Source organism: Cellulomonas phragmiteti (assembly GCF_016862775.1).
In the GTDB taxonomy this organism is placed as follows: domain Bacteria; phylum Actinomycetota; class Actinomycetes; order Actinomycetales; family Cellulomonadaceae; genus Cellulomonas; species Cellulomonas phragmiteti.
The window spans coordinates 14,763-29,567 of record NZ_BONP01000034.1 but is presented as its reverse complement, the minus strand read 5'-3'; the positions used below and the strand labels follow the sequence as shown (position 1 = coordinate 29,567).

At 75.9% G+C, this 14,805-nt stretch carries 14 protein-coding genes; 7 read left to right on the top strand and 7 right to left on the bottom strand.

Annotation, left to right across the window (positions count from 1 at the left end; all coding sequences use genetic code 11):
• Positions 1-174: 174 nt before the first annotated feature.
• From Cph01nite_RS17635 to Cph01nite_RS17620, 4 genes are all read right to left on the bottom strand, one after another.
• A complete protein-coding gene (locus Cph01nite_RS17635; RefSeq protein WP_203676086.1) occupies positions 175-444 on the bottom strand; it encodes an alpha-mannosidase in 270 nt (89 codons plus the stop codon).
• Positions 445-546: 102 nt separating this feature from the next.
• A complete protein-coding gene (locus Cph01nite_RS17630) occupies positions 547-792 on the bottom strand; it encodes a hypothetical protein (protein ID WP_203676084.1) in 246 nt (81 codons plus the stop codon).
• Positions 789-1,736, bottom strand: a complete 948-nt coding sequence (locus Cph01nite_RS17625) for a DUF2599 domain-containing protein (protein WP_203676083.1) — start codon at positions 1,734-1,736, stop codon at positions 789-791. Before Cph01nite_RS17625 ends, Cph01nite_RS17630 begins: the two co-directional genes overlap by 4 nt.
• A 115-nt stretch (positions 1,737-1,851) precedes the next feature.
• Positions 1,852-3,522 (bottom strand): sensor histidine kinase, encoded by a 1,671-nt coding sequence (locus Cph01nite_RS17620; protein ID WP_239069347.1) that lies wholly within the window; start codon positions 3,520-3,522, stop codon positions 1,852-1,854.
• Between the two features lie 251 nt (positions 3,523-3,773).
• Between Cph01nite_RS17620 and Cph01nite_RS17615 the strand changes: the two genes are divergently transcribed.
• From Cph01nite_RS17615 to Cph01nite_RS17600, 4 genes are read left to right on the top strand one after another with little or no spacing between them, the layout of a single operon-like run.
• Complete coding sequence (locus Cph01nite_RS17615; RefSeq protein ID WP_203676082.1) at positions 3,774-5,360, top strand: ABC transporter substrate-binding protein; 1,587 nt, start codon at positions 3,774-3,776, stop codon at positions 5,358-5,360.
• Entirely contained in the window at positions 5,357-6,433 is a 1,077-nt protein-coding gene (locus tag Cph01nite_RS17610; RefSeq protein ID WP_203676081.1) for an ABC transporter permease, read from the top strand. The genes Cph01nite_RS17615 and Cph01nite_RS17610 overlap by 4 nt, the downstream gene beginning before the upstream one ends.
• A complete protein-coding gene (locus Cph01nite_RS17605) occupies positions 6,430-7,281 on the top strand; it encodes an ABC transporter permease (protein ID WP_203676080.1) in 852 nt (283 codons plus the stop codon). Before Cph01nite_RS17610 ends, Cph01nite_RS17605 begins: the two co-directional genes overlap by 4 nt.
• Positions 7,278-8,723 (top strand): ABC transporter ATP-binding protein, encoded by a 1,446-nt coding sequence (locus Cph01nite_RS17600; RefSeq protein ID WP_203676079.1) that lies wholly within the window; start codon positions 7,278-7,280, stop codon positions 8,721-8,723. Before Cph01nite_RS17605 ends, Cph01nite_RS17600 begins: the two co-directional genes overlap by 4 nt.
• Here Cph01nite_RS17600 and Cph01nite_RS17595 read toward each other — a convergent pair.
• Positions 8,720-10,120 (bottom strand): APC family permease, encoded by a 1,401-nt coding sequence (locus Cph01nite_RS17595; protein ID WP_203676078.1) that lies wholly within the window; start codon positions 10,118-10,120, stop codon positions 8,720-8,722. The two genes, Cph01nite_RS17600 and Cph01nite_RS17595, sit on opposite strands and share 4 nt — an antisense overlap.
• Positions 10,121-10,238: 118 nt before the next feature.
• Between Cph01nite_RS17595 and Cph01nite_RS17590 the strand changes: the two genes are divergently transcribed.
• Both Cph01nite_RS17590 and Cph01nite_RS17585 read left to right on the top strand, forming a co-directional pair.
• Entirely contained in the window at positions 10,239-11,492 is a 1,254-nt protein-coding gene (locus tag Cph01nite_RS17590; protein ID WP_203676076.1) for an arginine deiminase, read from the top strand.
• Positions 11,493-11,824: 332 nt separating this feature from the next.
• Entirely contained in the window at positions 11,825-13,090 is a 1,266-nt protein-coding gene (locus tag Cph01nite_RS17585) for a flavin monoamine oxidase family protein (protein ID WP_203676075.1), read from the top strand.
• 4 nt (positions 13,091-13,094) lie between these two features.
• On the opposite strand, the gene Cph01nite_RS17580 is transcribed toward Cph01nite_RS17585, so the two are convergent.
• On the bottom strand, positions 13,095-13,919 hold the full coding sequence (locus Cph01nite_RS17580) for a helix-turn-helix domain-containing protein (protein ID WP_203676074.1): 825 nt from the start codon (positions 13,917-13,919) through the stop codon (positions 13,095-13,097).
• Positions 13,920-13,956: 37 nt separating this feature from the next.
• Between Cph01nite_RS17580 and Cph01nite_RS17575 the strand changes: the two genes are divergently transcribed.
• Entirely contained in the window at positions 13,957-14,508 is a 552-nt protein-coding gene (locus Cph01nite_RS17575; RefSeq protein WP_203676073.1) for a TIGR03086 family metal-binding protein, read from the top strand.
• 77 nt (positions 14,509-14,585) lie between these two features.
• On the opposite strand, the gene Cph01nite_RS17570 is transcribed toward Cph01nite_RS17575, so the two are convergent.
• A complete protein-coding gene (locus tag Cph01nite_RS17570; RefSeq protein ID WP_203676072.1) occupies positions 14,586-14,762 on the bottom strand; it encodes a hypothetical protein in 177 nt (58 codons plus the stop codon).
• Positions 14,763-14,805 lie beyond the last annotated feature (43 nt).

Genomic DNA, 14,805 nt, shown 5'->3' with positions numbered 1-14,805 from the left:
CCCTGACCACCACCACCTCCGCGCCCTTCACCGCCGAAGAACGCACCAGCCGCCTCGTCGCCGGCCCCTGCACCGCCACCCCCACACCACCCGACTGCTGAACAGCCCGAGAGGCCGCCTCGCGCTGCGAGGTCACGTGGCCGCACCGAGGGCCGGGCACCCCGGCCGCGCGCCTCACACCGCGTGGACCGCCATGCGGGAGTCGGTCGAGGCCCACGCCTGCGAGGTCGCCCGGGCGTCGCACGCCAGGGCGCCGGCCCCGTCGGCGAGCGCCCGGTCGAGCACCGTCAGGACCAGCGCCACGTTGCCCAGCGCGTCCTGCACGGTGCCCGACCCGAGCGCCTGGCCGGTGGCGGTGCACTCGGCCCCGACGGGCCCGGTGTGCGCGCCCACGGCAGCGGCGAACGACGCGACGGCGACGTCGTCGACCTTCAGATCAGCCACGCCGGTGCCCCTCCTCGGTAGCTCGAAGCGGACGAGCCCGACACACGGTACCGAGCGCGCCGAACCCACCGGCGCGCCCGTCCACAGGCACCGGCCCCCACCTCAGCGCGGTGCGACCCCCGTGCGTCCCTCGCGCGTGGCGAGCAGCTGGACGACGGCGCAGAGCACGAGCACCGGCCCGGCGACGGCCGCGACGAAGAGCACGGGCGGCACGCTGCCCACCGTCCCGGTCTCGTCCGCGACGACCCCGATGCGGTAGCCCTCGAGCAGCGCCAGGACCCCGATGACCAGGCCGAGCACGCCGACGACCACGGCGGTCACGCGGACCAGGCCGCGGTTGCCGGTCACGGGTTGCACGAGGCGGCGATGGTCTTCGCCAGCCCCACGGTCGGGCGCCAGGTGTCGAGGTTCCATGTGGACTTCACGCGCGCAACGTAGCTCATGGGGTGGCAGATGAGCTGCTCCTGCAGGTTCTGCCGGTTGGGCACGCCCTTGGACACGGACTCGGTCCAGGTGGCCCACAGCGCCAGCTCGGTCGCGACGCGCCCGTACGCGGTCGGGGTGACCTTGTAGATGGTGCCCTGCGTGCTCGACGTCTTGACGACGCTCTTGATGAGGGCGATCCCGAGCCACGGGTCGGCGACGACGGGATACACCGCGTCGTCGTCGACGTCGACGACCTGCACGAGCGTGGAGCCCTCGAGCCGGTAGTGCGTGGCGAGGGCGCGCCCCGTGGCGTCGGCCGCCCAGGGTGCCGCGACGCCGGCGACGAAGGCCCCGGCCTCGTCGGTGACGAGCACGCTGCCGCCGTCGAGCAGCCGCGCCGTGCTCCCCTCCGGCAGGGACAGGTCGTAGCTGAACTCGCGGGGCGCGGACGCGTCGTGCAGCACGGTCTGCATCCGCACCGAGCCGTCCTCCATGACCTGCACGGCGGCGTCGACGGACGCGGCACCCTCGAACACGACCGTGCCGTCGTCGGCGACGAGCGCCTCGTCGACCTCGACCTCCGCGGGCAGGGCGATCCCGACGGCCGGGGCGCCCGCATCGGTGCCGGTGACGACGACGTCACCCAGGCCGTCCGCGGGGATGGTGACGTCGGCGGCGTCCGTCGACACCTCCAGCTGCGCGGGGTCGACGGACTCGGGGGTCACGAGCGGTGCCGCGTCGGGGGCGACGGCGGCGATCGCGGCGGCGACGTCCTCGGCCGGCGCGTCGACGGCGGCGCTCGCGGCCGTGACGGTCGAGGTGAGGATCAGCGCGGTCGCGACGGCCGCGCACAGGGTGGGACGCATGGGGTTCCTTCGAACGAGCGGGTGGGACGGTCGAGCGGCGTGACGCTACCGTTCCGATGCCCGTTTTGCCCTATTTGTCACCCGGACGGCCGAGCCCGCCGGCGGAGCGTCCCGCTCAGTCCAGCGGCGCGGACCACCGCAGCAGCGCCCCGCGCCCCGACGGCGGGCGCAGCAGCGAGAACGACCCGCCGGACTCCTCGGCGCGCTGCGCGAGGTTGCGGGTGCCGGACGCGCGGGTGGGCGCGGGCGGCACGCCGACCCCGTCGTCCTCGACCTCCACGACGACCTCGCCCGCGGGCCCTGTGGTCACGACGAGCCGCACGGAGACGGCGTGCGAGCGGGCGTGCCGCGCGACGTTGGACAAGCCCTCGCGCACCACGGCGACGACGTTGTTGGCACGTCCCGGCGCGACGACGTCGTCGATGCCCGTCGCGGGCACGCGGTCACCGGCGACGACGTCGAGCTCGACGCCGTCGAGGTGCACGCTGAGGTGCGGGGCGAACCCGAGGGACGAGCGGGCGAGCTCGACCTCGGCGACGACGCGCTCGACCAGGGGGATCGTCGCGCCCGGGTCGTCGAGGGTGCGCACGATGACGCGGATCTGCCGGATGCCCGCGTCGACGTGCCCGACGACCTGCTCGAGCACCTGCGCGGCGTGCGCCGAGACGGCCTGCGCGGGGTCGGTCCGCAGCGCCTCGACCTGCATGCCGGCGGCGAACAGCTGCTGGATGGCCAGGTCGTGCAGGTCCCGGGCGATGCGCGTGCGCTCGTCGCGCACGGCGGCGCGCCCGCGCAGCCGCTGGGCCTCGCCCAGGACGAACGCGAGGGCCGCCTGCCGGGCGAACGACTGCGCGAGGTCCAGGTCCTCCGCGGTGAACGGCGCCGCCCCGACGCGCCGCAGCAGCATGAGTACGCCCATCCCCTGCCCGTGGGCGTGCATGGGCGCGAAGAGCGCGGGCCCGTACCCGGCGGTCGCCGCGGAGGCGGCCGTGCCGACGTCCTCGACGACGCACCCGGTGCCGTCGTCGAAGACGGCGCGCACCCGCGGCTCGGTGCTCATGTCCGCACCCAGCAGCGCGCGGCCCGCGGGGGTGACGATCTCGACGAGCAGCTCGTCGTCGTCGGCGCCGGGCAGGACGATCGCGGCGACGTCGGCGCGCGCGACCTGGGCGGCCGCGGCGGCGACACGCTCGAGCACGTCCTCGGCGTCGGCGCCCTCGAGCAGCATCGTGGAGATCTCCTGCGCCGCACCGAGCCACTGCTGGCGGCGGACCTCCAGCGCGTAGGACTGGGAGTTGTGCACCGCGACGGCGGCGGCCGCGGCCAGCGACAGCACGACGCCCTCGTCGGCCTCGCCGAACCCGCCGGGCTTCTCCGAGAGGTACAGGGTGCCGAAGCGCTCGCCGCGCACGCGCACCGCCGCCCCGAGGAACGAGCCCATCGGCGGGTGCCCGGGCGGCAGCCCGCGGAAGTCGGGGTGCTCCGTGAGGTCGTCCAGGCGCAGCACCCCCTCGTCGGGGATCGCCCCGAGCACGCCCCACGCGTGCGGCGGGTGGCCGAGGGCAGCGACGACCGCGTCCGGGACGCCGCTCTGCACGAACTCCACCGAGGCCCCGTCCGCGTCGACGATGTTGATGGCCCCGTACCGGGCGCCGGTCAGCCCGGTGCTCGCGGCGACGAACCGCTCCAGCAGGCTGCGGGTGTCGAGGTCACCGGCCATGTCGAGGATCGCCGCGAGCAGCGCGGACGTGACGTCGGCACGCGGTCGGGCGGCTGTCGGGGGCACGGCATCCTCCTGCTCACGGGACGTACACAGGATAGGGAGTCCTGGGACCAAGGTCCTAGAGGCTGCGCGCCCTTCTCCGGACACCGCCGTCCCGCCGCGCGCCGTGGACTCGCGCGCGCCGGTCGCGCAGTTGACGCAAATAGTTCTCATTATTAATCTCGGCCCTCGATCCCGGGGAGCGCTCGACGTGCCCGGTCCCCGCCCCGTCGCAGCCTCCGACCACCCCCGCCCCCTGCCCCAGGAGCTCCCTCATGCGCGCCCGCCCGGCGGCACTCGCCGCCACCACCGCCCTGCTCGTCCCGCTCAGTGCCTGCGCCTCCGGTGCCGACGGCGCCGGCGGGGACGCCGTCGCGTCCCCCGGGGGCGCGCCCGACCGCCCGCTCGTCGTCGCCGGCTCCTACGAGGTCCACAACGTCGACCCGACCACCGCCGGCGGCCTGTTCACGCGCCTCGAGGTGGCCGAGACCCTCGTCGCCACGGACCTCGACGGCACCCTCGTCCCCGGGCTCGCCACGTCGTGGGAGGCCTCCGAGGACCAGCTGACCTGGACGTTCTCGCTGCGCGAGACCGCGACGTTCCACGACGGCACCGACGTCGACGCGGACGCCGTCGCCACCGCGCTGACCCGCGCGCACAGCACCGAGGGCACCCCCATCGCCACCGCCCCCATCGCGGACGTCGGCGGCGAGGGCGACACGGTCACCGTGACCCTCACCGAGCCCTTCGCCTCGCTGCCCGCGGTGGCCGCCGACACGACCGGCCAGGTCCTGGCACCCGCGTCGTACGGCGCCGACGGCTCGGTCACCCAGGTCATCGGGTCCGGCCCCTACGAGGTCGTCGAGGTCGTCGCACCCTCCAGCGTCGTGGTCACCGCCGCCGACACCTGGGACGGCGACGCCCCCGCGATCACCGACGTCCGCTACCAGTCGGTCGGGCGCTCCGAGGCGCGCGCCCTCATGGCCACCAGCGGCGACGCCGACCTCGTCCTCGGCATGGACCCGACCGCGCTGGCCGGCATGGCCACCGCCGACGGCCTGACGACGCTGTCGGTGACGCTGCCGCGCACCGTCCTGCTCAAGCTCGACGGGGCCGACCCGGCCCTCGGCGACCCCGCGGTGCGCACGGCCATCAGCCTCGCGCTCGACCGTGAGGGCATGGCCACGGCCATCCTCAAGGACCCCGAGCTGGCGGCCACCCAGCTCTTCGCCCCGAGCCTGACCGAGTGGCACGACGAGGACCTCGAGCCCCTCACGTACGACCAGGACGAGGCGCGGAGCCTGCTGGCCGCGGCCGGCTGGACGCCCGGCTCCGGGGGAACCCTCGAGAAGGACGGGCAGCGGCTCACGGTGACGCTGCGCACCTTCCCCGACCGGGCCGAGCTGCCCCCGCTCGCGACGGCCATCCAGGCCGCGCTCGCCGCCGTCGGCATCGAGGTCGAGGTGCTCGTCGGCAACTCCAGCGAGATCCCCGCGGCGCACGCGGCCGGCACGCTCGACCTCGCGCTGTACTCGCGCAACGTCGCCCTCGTCCCCGACCCGCTCGTCACGCTCCTCACGGACCTCGCGCCGGAGGGTGCCGACTGGGGCGTGATGAACTGGCAGGACGCCGGCCTCACCGCCGCACTCGGCACGCTGGCCGACGGCGCCACGGGCGACGAGGCCGCGGCCGCGCGCGCCGAGGTCACCAGCACCCTGCAGGAGCAGCTCCCCCTCATCCCGGTCGCCTGGTACCGGCAGAGCGCCGTGGTCTCCGACGCCGTCGACGGCCTCGAGCTGGACCCGCTCGAGCGCTCCTGGCGCCTGTCCGCCGCGACGTGGTCGGCGGCGGCCGCCGGATGAGCACCGGCGCCCCCGCGGGCACCGCGACGACGCCGCCGGACGTGACCGACGGCGACCGGACCGACCAGGACGGGGCCGCTCCCGCGGCCCTGCCGCCGGTCACCGACGGCGGCGTCGGCCGCGCCGTGCTCCTGCTCCTGGTCCGCCGCGCGCTGCAGGCGGTCGGCGTGGTCGTCGCGGTCACCACCGCGTGCTTCGCGATCATGCACACCCTGCCCGGCGACGCGGCCTACCGGATCGCCGCCGGGCGGTACGGGTACGACTTCGTCACCGCCGCCTCCGCCGAGGCGGTCCGCGCCGAGCTCGGGCTCGACCGGCCGCCGTGGCAGCAGCTCGTCGGGTGGTGGGGCGACGCCGCCCGCCTGCAGCTGGGCACGTCCCTGGTCACCGGCGCGGACGTCCGCCACGAGGTGCTGCACGGGCTCGGGCACACCCTGCAGCTCGCCGGCCTGGCGCTGCTGCTCGCCTCCGTGCTGGGCATCGCGGCCGGCGCGGCCGCCGCCCACCGGCCCGGCGGCGCCGTGGACCGGCTCGTCGGCACGTGGGTGGTCCTGGCCCGCTCGCTGCCGCCGTTCGTCGTCGGGCTGCTGCTCGTCGTGCTCCTCGCCGTCCAGGCCGGGCTGCTGCCCGTCGCGGGCAGCGGCACCCCCGCGCACGCCGTGCTGCCGGCCCTCACCCTGGCCGTCGGCCTGTCCGGGCTCGTCGCGCGCGTCACCCGCGACGCCGTCGTGCACGTCCGCTCCTCCGAGTACGTGCGCTTCGCGCAGACCCGCGGGCTGGGCGCCGGGGCGGTCCTGCGCCGGCACGTGCTGCGCAACGTCGGCACCACGCTCGTCGCCTACCTGGGCGTGCAGGCGCTCGTGCTCGTCGAGGGGGTCATCGTCGTGGAGAGCGTGTTCGCGTGGCCCGGGATCGGCCACACGCTCGTCCACGGCGTCTTCTGGCGGGACGTGCCCGTCATCCAGGGCACGGCCATCGCGCTCGCGCTCGCCGTCGTCGCCGTGAACACGGTCGTCGACGTCGCCACCCTCCTGCTCGACCCGCGCCCGCGCGAGACGGCGGTGGTCGCATGAGCACCGACCTGACGGCCGCCCTCGCCGCCACGTCCCCGGCGCCCCGCACCCGACGCCGCCCACGCCTGCTGCCCCGAGCGCGCGCCGTGGCCGCAGCGGCCCTCGTCCTCGTCGTCCTGCTCGCGCTCGTCGGGCCGTTCGTGTGGGGCGGACCCGCGCTGCAGGAGCTGTCCCGGTCCCTCGAGCCGCCCAGCCTGGCCGAGCCCCTCGGGCGCGACCACCTCGGGCGCAGCGTCCTGAGCCGCCTCGCCCACGCGACGCGGCTGTCCCTGGCCCTGGCGGCGCTCAGCGTCGTCACGTCCGCGCTGGTCGGCGGCCTCGCGGGGGTCGTCGCCGCGTGGATCGGGCGCTGGGTCGACACCGCGATCAACGCGGTCAGCGAGGTGCTCGTGGCGGTGCCCGCGCTGCTCGTCGTGCTCCTGGCCGCCGCGCTGGCCGACGGCAGCCTGCTGGTGCTGTACGTCGGCATCGCGATCGCCCAGTCCGTCGAGTGGTTCCGCGTCGTCCGCGCCCGCAGCGCCGTGGTCCTGGCCGGGCCCGCGGTCGGCACGGCCCGCATGCTCGACCTCAGCGCGTGGCACGTGCTGCACCGCCACCTGTGGCCCGAGCTGCGGCCCGTGCTGCTGACGCTCGCCGCGTTCGGCGTCGGCACGTCCGTGATCGCCCTGTCCACCCTCGGCTACGTCGGGGTGGGGCTGCGCCCCCCGACGGCGGAGCTGGGCCTGATGATCACCGAGTCGCTGCCGTTCTGGTCCCAGGCGCCGTGGCTGGTGCTGGCGCCCGTGCTCGTCCTGGCCGTGACCCTGCTCGCCCTGCTGGGCGTGCGCCGTGAGGAGCCGTCCGCATGACCGTCCACCTGCACCGCGTCGTCGTGCGTCACGCCGGGCGCACCCTCGTCGACGTCGCCGACGTCCACCTCGAGCCCGGCCGCGCGGTGACCGTGGTCGGCGAGTCCGGCTCCGGCAAGTCGCTGCTCGCGCACGCCGCGCTCGGCACGCTGCCCGCGGGCCTGGCCGTGCACGGCGCGATGAGCATCGACGGCGTCCCGCACGACGTCGGCGACCAGGCCGGCCGCCGCCCGCTGTGGGGGCGCACGCTCGCGCTGCTCCCGCAGGAGCCGGTGCTGGCGCTCGACCCGACGATGCGGGTGCGGGACGTCGTCGCGGAGGGCGCCCCCACGTTCGCGCGCGACCGCCGCGCCGCCCGCCGGGCCGCCCTGGAGCGTCTGGCCGGGCTCGGCGTCGCGCACGCGGCCGGCGCCTACCCGCACCAGCTGTCCGGCGGCATGGCCCAGCGCGTCGCGTTCGCCGCCGCGACCATCGGCGAGGCGCCCGTGCTCGTCGCCGACGAGCCGTCCAAGGGCCTGGACGTGGCCGCGCGCGACGACCTCGCCGCGCTGCTGCGCCGGCACGTCGAGGGGGGCGGCGTGCTGCTCACCATCACCCACGACCTCGACCTGGCGCGCGCGCTCGGCGGCGACGTCCTGGTGATGCGCGAGGCCGAGGTCCTCGAGCGCGGGCCCGTGGAGCAGGTCCTCACGACGCCGACGCACCCCTACACGGCGCGGCTGCTCGCGGCCGAGCCGGCCCGCTGGGCCAAGGCGTGGATGCGTGACGGCGGACCGCCGGAGGGCAGCCCGCTGCTGGTGCACGCCGAGCAGGTGACCCGGACCCTGGGGGGCCGCCGGCTGTTCACCGGCCTCGACCTGGACCTGCGCGCCGGCGACCGCGTGGCGCTCACGGGCCCCAGCGGCAGCGGCAAGACCACCCTCGGCCGCGTCCTGCTGCGCCGGCACCCGGTCGACTCCGGCCGGGTCACCCACCACGACCTGGCCCGGCGCCGCGGCCGCGCGCCCGTCCAGCAGCTGCACCAGGACCCGACGCAGTCCTTCCCCGCGTTCGTCCCCCTGCGGGCCGCGCTCGGTGACGCGGTCCGGCGCCACGGCGTCGCGCCCGGCCGCCTCGAGGAGCTGCTCGGCACGATGCGGCTCGACCCGGGCCTGCTCGAGCGTCGACCCGGCGGCGTGTCCGGCGGTGAGCTGCAGCGCCTGGCGATCATCCGCGCGATGCTCCTGCACCCCGCCCTGCTCCTGGCCGACGAGCCCACGTCGCGCCTGGACCTGCTGACGCAGGAGGAGACGCTCGACGCGCTCATGGGTCAGGTCGAGCAGCAGGGCACCGCCCTGCTGCTGGTCACGCACGACACGTCGCTCGCGCACGCGGTCGCGGACCGCGAGGTCGTGCTGCCGGGAGGTGTCACGACCCCCACCGCGGTGCTCGCCGGACGCTAGGCGTCGTGCTGCCGCTTCTGCGGGGATTCCTCCCCATCTGTGGACATCCCTGTGGTCGACGGTCCGGTCGACGGGTGCGACGACCCGCGCGTGACCAGGTGCAGCACCACGCCGACGGCGAGCAGCACGCCCGCGAGCGCCCAGTGCTGCGGCTCCTGACGCGTCAGCAGCACCAGGCACGAGAGCACGGCGAGCACGGGCAGCCACGTCGGCGCCCGGAAGTGCGCGTGCTCGACCGGGTCGCGCCGCAGCACCAGCACGGCGACGTTGGTCGACAGGAACACGAACAGCAGCAGCAGGACGACGGTCGACGCCAGGTCGACGAGCTCACCCGTCGCGGCCAGGACGATCGCGACGAGCGTCGTCACGATGATCGCCACCCCGGGCGTCCGGCGCCGGGGCAGCACCCGTGCCAGGGGCGAGGGCAGCAGCCCGCGCCGGGCCATGCCGTACGCGAGGCGGCTGGCCATGATCATCGTCAGCAGCGCGCCGTTGGCCACGGCGATGAGCGCGACGACGGCGAACACCCCCGGTGGCACGGCCCCGGCCACGCGGACGACCTCGAGGAGCGGGCCGGTCGAGCCGGCCAGGTCGTCGGGGGCGACGGCGGCGGGGGCGACGAACCCGAGCAGCAGGTACACGACGCCGGCGGTGAGCAGCGCACCGAACAGGGCGCGCGGGTACACGCGGGTGACGTCGGTGATCTCCTCGGCGAGGTTCGCGGACGTCTCGAACCCGACGAACGAGTAGAACGCGATGAGCGCGGACCCGAGCACCGCGACCCACACGCCGGTCTCGGCGGGCGGCTCGAACGCGCCGCCGAGGTCGGCGTCGCCGCGCCCGATCACCCAGGAGCCCAGGACGATGACGGTGACGAGCCCGAGCGTCTCGACGACGGTCATGACGACGTTGGCGCGCAGCGACTCCTTGATCCCCCAGGCGTTGAGCAGCGCGACGAGCACGAGGAACACGACGGCAGCCGGCACCTGCGGCACGTCGAGGAACGCGGCGAGGTAGTCGCCCGTGAACGCGAGCGACAGGCCGGCGACGCTCACGACGCCGGCGGACAGCATGCAGAACCCGACGAGGAACGCGACGAGCGGGCTGCGGTACGCCTTCTCGGCGTAGACCGCCGAGCCCCCGGCGTGCGGGTACTTGGTGACGAGCTCGGCGTACGAGAACGCGGTGAGCAGGGCCAGGACCAGCGCGATCCCGAACGCGAGCCACACCAGCCCGCCGGCCTGCCCGGCCATCTCGCCGATGAGCGCGTACACCCCGGCCCCGAGCACGTCGCCGAGGATGAAGAGGAACAGCAGCGGCCCGGTGACGGCCCGCCGCAGCGTGGGCGTCCCGCGCGTCGCCGCCGTCCCGCCCGGGGTCGCCGTCTCGTCGCTCATCGCCCGAGTGTGGGCGCCGGTGGCCCGTCGCGCGCGTCGAGGGGCCCCGCGCACTGGCGGCCGGGCGGATCCTGCGGTGGAGTCGTGCCACCGCAGGTCCACCGACGGAAGGACGACCATGACCGCGAGCGCGTCCGCAGGCTACGGCGTCCACTCCGAGGTCGGCCGGCTGCGCAAGGTGATGGTGTGCCGGCCGGGGCTGGCGCACCGCCGGCTGACACCGACCAACAGCGCCCAGCTGCTGTTCGACGACGTGCTGTGGGTCGAGAACGCGCAGCGCGACCACGCGGCGTTCGTCGCGGAGCTGACGGCGCGCGGCGTCGAGGTGGTCGAGCTGCACGACGTCCTCGCGGCGACCCTGCAGGTCCCGGGTGCCCGCGACTGGCTGCTGGACCGCAAGATCGTGCCCGAGCAGGTCGGCCTGGGCCTGGTGGAGGCGACGCGCGCGTACCTGGAGTCGCTGCCGCCGGCGCGGCTCGCCGAGCTGCTGATCGGCGGCCTGGCGACCACCGACCTGCCCAGCGACTACCGCACGCCCGCGATCGGGCTCGCGCGGGAGTCCACCGGCGCCCGCGAGTACCTCATGCCCCCGCTGCCCAACACCCTGTACACGCGCGACACCACCTGCTGGCTGTACGGCGGCCTCACGCTCAACCCGCTGTACTGGCCGGCCCGCCACCACGAGACGCTGATCTACCAGGCGATCTACCTGCACCACCCGGACTACGTGGGCTCGACGGTGTGGTGGGGCGACCCGGGCAGGGACTGGGGCCAGGCGACGTTCGAGGGCGGCGACATCATGCCCGTCGGCGACGGCGTGGTGCTCATGGGGATGAGCGAGCGCACGTCCCGCCAGGCGATCACGCAGGTGACGGCCGCGCTGTTCGCGCAGGGCGCGGCGCGCGAGGTGGTGGTGGCGGGCATGCCGCAGCTGCGCTCGGCCATGCACCTGGACACGGTCTTCACGTTCGTCGACCGGGACGTCGTCACGCTGTACCCGACGATCATGGACGCGGTCCACACGTTCACGCTGCGCCCCTCGGACGCGGCCCCGGGCTTCGACGTCGTCGACGAGGGGTCGGCGCGGTTCACCGACGTCGTCGCCCGCTCGCTCGGCCTGGACGCGCTGCGCGAGATCGACACCGGCGGGGACGTGTACGAGTCCGAGCGTCAGCAGTGGGACTCGGGCAACAACGCCGTCGCCCTGGAGCCCGGCGTGGTGTTCACGTACGACCGCAACACCCTGACCAACGCGCGGCTGGAGGCGGCGGGCATCGAGGTGCTCCCGATCGTGGGCGCCGAGCTGGGCCGTGGCCGCGGCGGCGGGCACTGCATGACGTGCCCGATCGTCCGCGACCCCGTGGACTGGTGACCCACCCCTCCCCCCACCCCCCGGCGAGAGTGCAATCCAGCCCCAGCCCCACCCGCGAGAGTGCAATCCAGCCCCTACCCCCACCCCCACCCGCGAGAGTGCAATCCAGCCCCACCCGCGAGAGTGCAATCCGGCCCCACCCCACCCGCGAGAGTGCAATCCGATGCGAGGCGGACGCGCACCACCGAGCTCGATCGCTCTCTCACCATCTGGGGGTGGGCTGGATCGCTCTCTCACCATCTGGGGGTGGGCTGGATCGCTCTCTCACGGCGGGTGGGGTGGGGTGGTGCGCACTGTCGCGCGGGTGGGGGGACCGACCTACGCTCGCCCCCATGGACGCGGACGTCGTGGTGGTGGGGGCCGGGATCGCCGGGCTCGAGTGCGCACGGCTCCTGCACGCCCGGGGGGTGGCGGTGCGCGTGCTGGAGGCCGCGGACGCGGTCGGGGGGCGGGTGCGCACCGACCGCGTCGACGGGTTCACGCTGGACCGCGGGTTCCAGCTGCTCAACCCCGCGTACCCGGCGGTGCGCGAGCGCGTCGACGTGGCCGCGCTGGACCTGCGGCCGTTCCTGCCCGGGGTCGCGGTGCGCCGCGACGACCGGCTCGCCGTCCTGGCGGACCCCCGCCGCGCGCCGCTGCGGCTCGGGCGGACCCTCGTCGACGGGGTGCGGTCCGGCCTGCTGAGCCCGCGGGAGCTCGTCGCCCTCGCGCGGTGGGTGGCGCCCGCGGTCGGGCCGGTCGACCGGCTGCAGGCCCGCCCGGACGTCACGCTCGCCCGGTCCCTGGATGCGGCGGGCGCCGACGGCCCGCTGCGCCACAAGGTGCTCGAGCCGTTCCTCGCCGGGGTGCTGGCGGAGGACGACGGGTCGACCTCCGCGTCGTTCGTGCGGCTGCTCGTCCGCTCGTTCCTCGCCGGGACCCCCGGCGTGCCGGCGGCGGGCATGGCGGCGCTGCCCGCGCAGCTCGCGGCCGGGCTCCCCGACGTGCGGCTCGGGGTCCGGGTGCGTCAGGTCGAGCGCGTCGCCGGCGGCGTCCGGGTGCACGCGGACGACGGGGTCACGACCGCCCGCGCGGTCGTCGTCGCCACCGACGCGTGGAGCGCGGAGCAGCTCATCGGCGTGCCGGCACCCGCGGCGCGCGGGCTCGTCACCCACTGGTACGCGACGGACGAGCCGCCGGCGTCGCTGCCGGCCGTGGTCGTCGACGGGCGACGCCGCGGGCCCGTCGTCAACGCCGCCGTCCTCAGCCTCGTCGCGCCGTCGTACGCGCCACCGGGCACGCACCTCGTGCAGGCCACCTGCCTGCTGCCGACGGGCGACGGGTCCGCACCCGCCGAGCCGGACGTCCGGCACCAGGCCGGCGAGATGCTCGGCGCCGACCCGACGGCGTGGCGCGAGATCCAGCGGCACGCGATCCCGGCCGCCATGCCCGCGCAGCCACCACCCCTGGTCGTGCGGCGCGACGTCGACCTCGGCGACGGCGTCCTGGTCTGCGGCGACCACCGCGACACCGCGTCCCTGCAGGGCGCGCTCGTCTCGGGACGACGCGCCGCCCGGGCGGCCCTGCGGCGCGTGGCGGGCGGCGTCACGGCCGCGTGAGGCGTCAGCGGAACCGCGCCGCGAACTGCCCCGGCGTCAGCCCGGTGACCCGCCGGAAGTCGCGCGTGAGGTGCGGCTGGTCGGCGTAGCCGAGCTGCGCGGCGACCTGGGCCACCGACACCTGCCCGGCACGGAGACGCTCGGCCGCCTCGTGCAGCCGACGTCGCTGGATCAGCCACTTCGGGCTCAGGCCCGTCCGGCGGCGCAGCAGCCGCTGGAGCGCGCGCTCCGCCATGCCGAAGCGCTCGCACAGCTGGTCGACGCGCAGCAGCCCGGGGTCGTCCTCGACCTCCGCGACCACCCGGTTGACCAGCAGCCCTTCGTCGTCGACGGGCAGGAAGGTGCGCAGCAGGTCGGCGTACGCGTCCGTCGCCTCGCGCTGCGCCTGCGGGCCACCCCCGTCGGCGTCCATCGCGGCACGCACCCGCCCGACCAGCTGCTCCCCGGGCGCGCCCAGCACCGTCCCCAGGTCCTCCGCGCGGTCCGTCCACCGGTGCATCGGGTCACGGGTCAGCAGCGCCCCGGCGGCCGGCTGCAGCATCACGCCGACCGCCCAGCCCCTGCCCGTGAGCGTGGTCGTGGACAGGCCGGACACCACGCCGTAGAACCGCGCGTAGTCCCGGGCGACGACCAGCAGGGCCACCGGGTACTGCAGGACCTGCTGACGGGACTCCACCCCCGCCGGGACGTCCCACACCGGGACCCAGAACCGGCGTGCGAGGTCCGCGAGGTCGGGCGGCACGTCGTGCCGGTCGATGCGCCAGGTCCTGTCCGCGGGATCGACCAGGTGGGCGCGCTCGACCGCGTCGAGCCGCGTGACGGGTTTCATCAATCCCAGCCTCCCCCACCACGCCTACGTTCGCCGCATGGACACCCCCACCCCTGACCTGCCCCACCTGACGACCGCCCTGGGTGCGGTCTGCGACCGGCTCCCCGCGTCCGCCTGGGAGCAGCCGTCCCCGTGCGAGGGCTGGACGGCGCGGGACGTGCTGCGGCACGTCGTCGACACCGAGCGCGACTTCCTCGACCAGCGCGGCGTGCCGCTGCCGGCGGTCGACCTCGACGCGGACCCCGCCGTCGCGTGGCGCACGCACGCCGCGGCGCTCACGCGGGCGCTCGCCGACCCCGCCGTCGCCGGGCTGGAGTACGACGGGCACTTCGGTCGCACCACCGTCGGCGACACCGTGCTGCGCTTCTACGGCTTCGACCTCGTCGTCCACCGCTGGGACATCGCCACCGCCGCAGGGCTGGACGAGCGCCTGACCGACGCGGAGCTCGCCTTCGCCGAGGCGTGCGCCGCCGGGTTCGGCGAGGCGCTGCACGCCGAGGGCATCTGCCGCCCGGGCGTCACGGCACCCGCCGGCGCGGACCGCCAGACGCGCCTGCTGGCGCTGCTGGGCCGCACGCCTCCGCACTGAGCGGACGTCCGAGCGGGCACATCACGGCGGGCGCGTCACGGCGGGCGCGTCACGGCGGGCGCGTCGCACCAGGAACGTCAGGGCGTCGGGTCGTCGCCCGTCGGGTCGGAGGGGTAGAGCCGCCGCGTGCCGGTGTCCTGGTTGTCGCCGGGCGACGGCTGCCCCTCAGGGCCCTGCCCGCCGGGCAGCGGCTGGTTCTCCGGGTCCTGCGTCTCGGGACGCTGCGACGCCGGGTGGACGGTGTCCTCGCTCATGGACCCACCCTGCGCGCCGCGCGCGGGCCCCGCCACCGGAGAG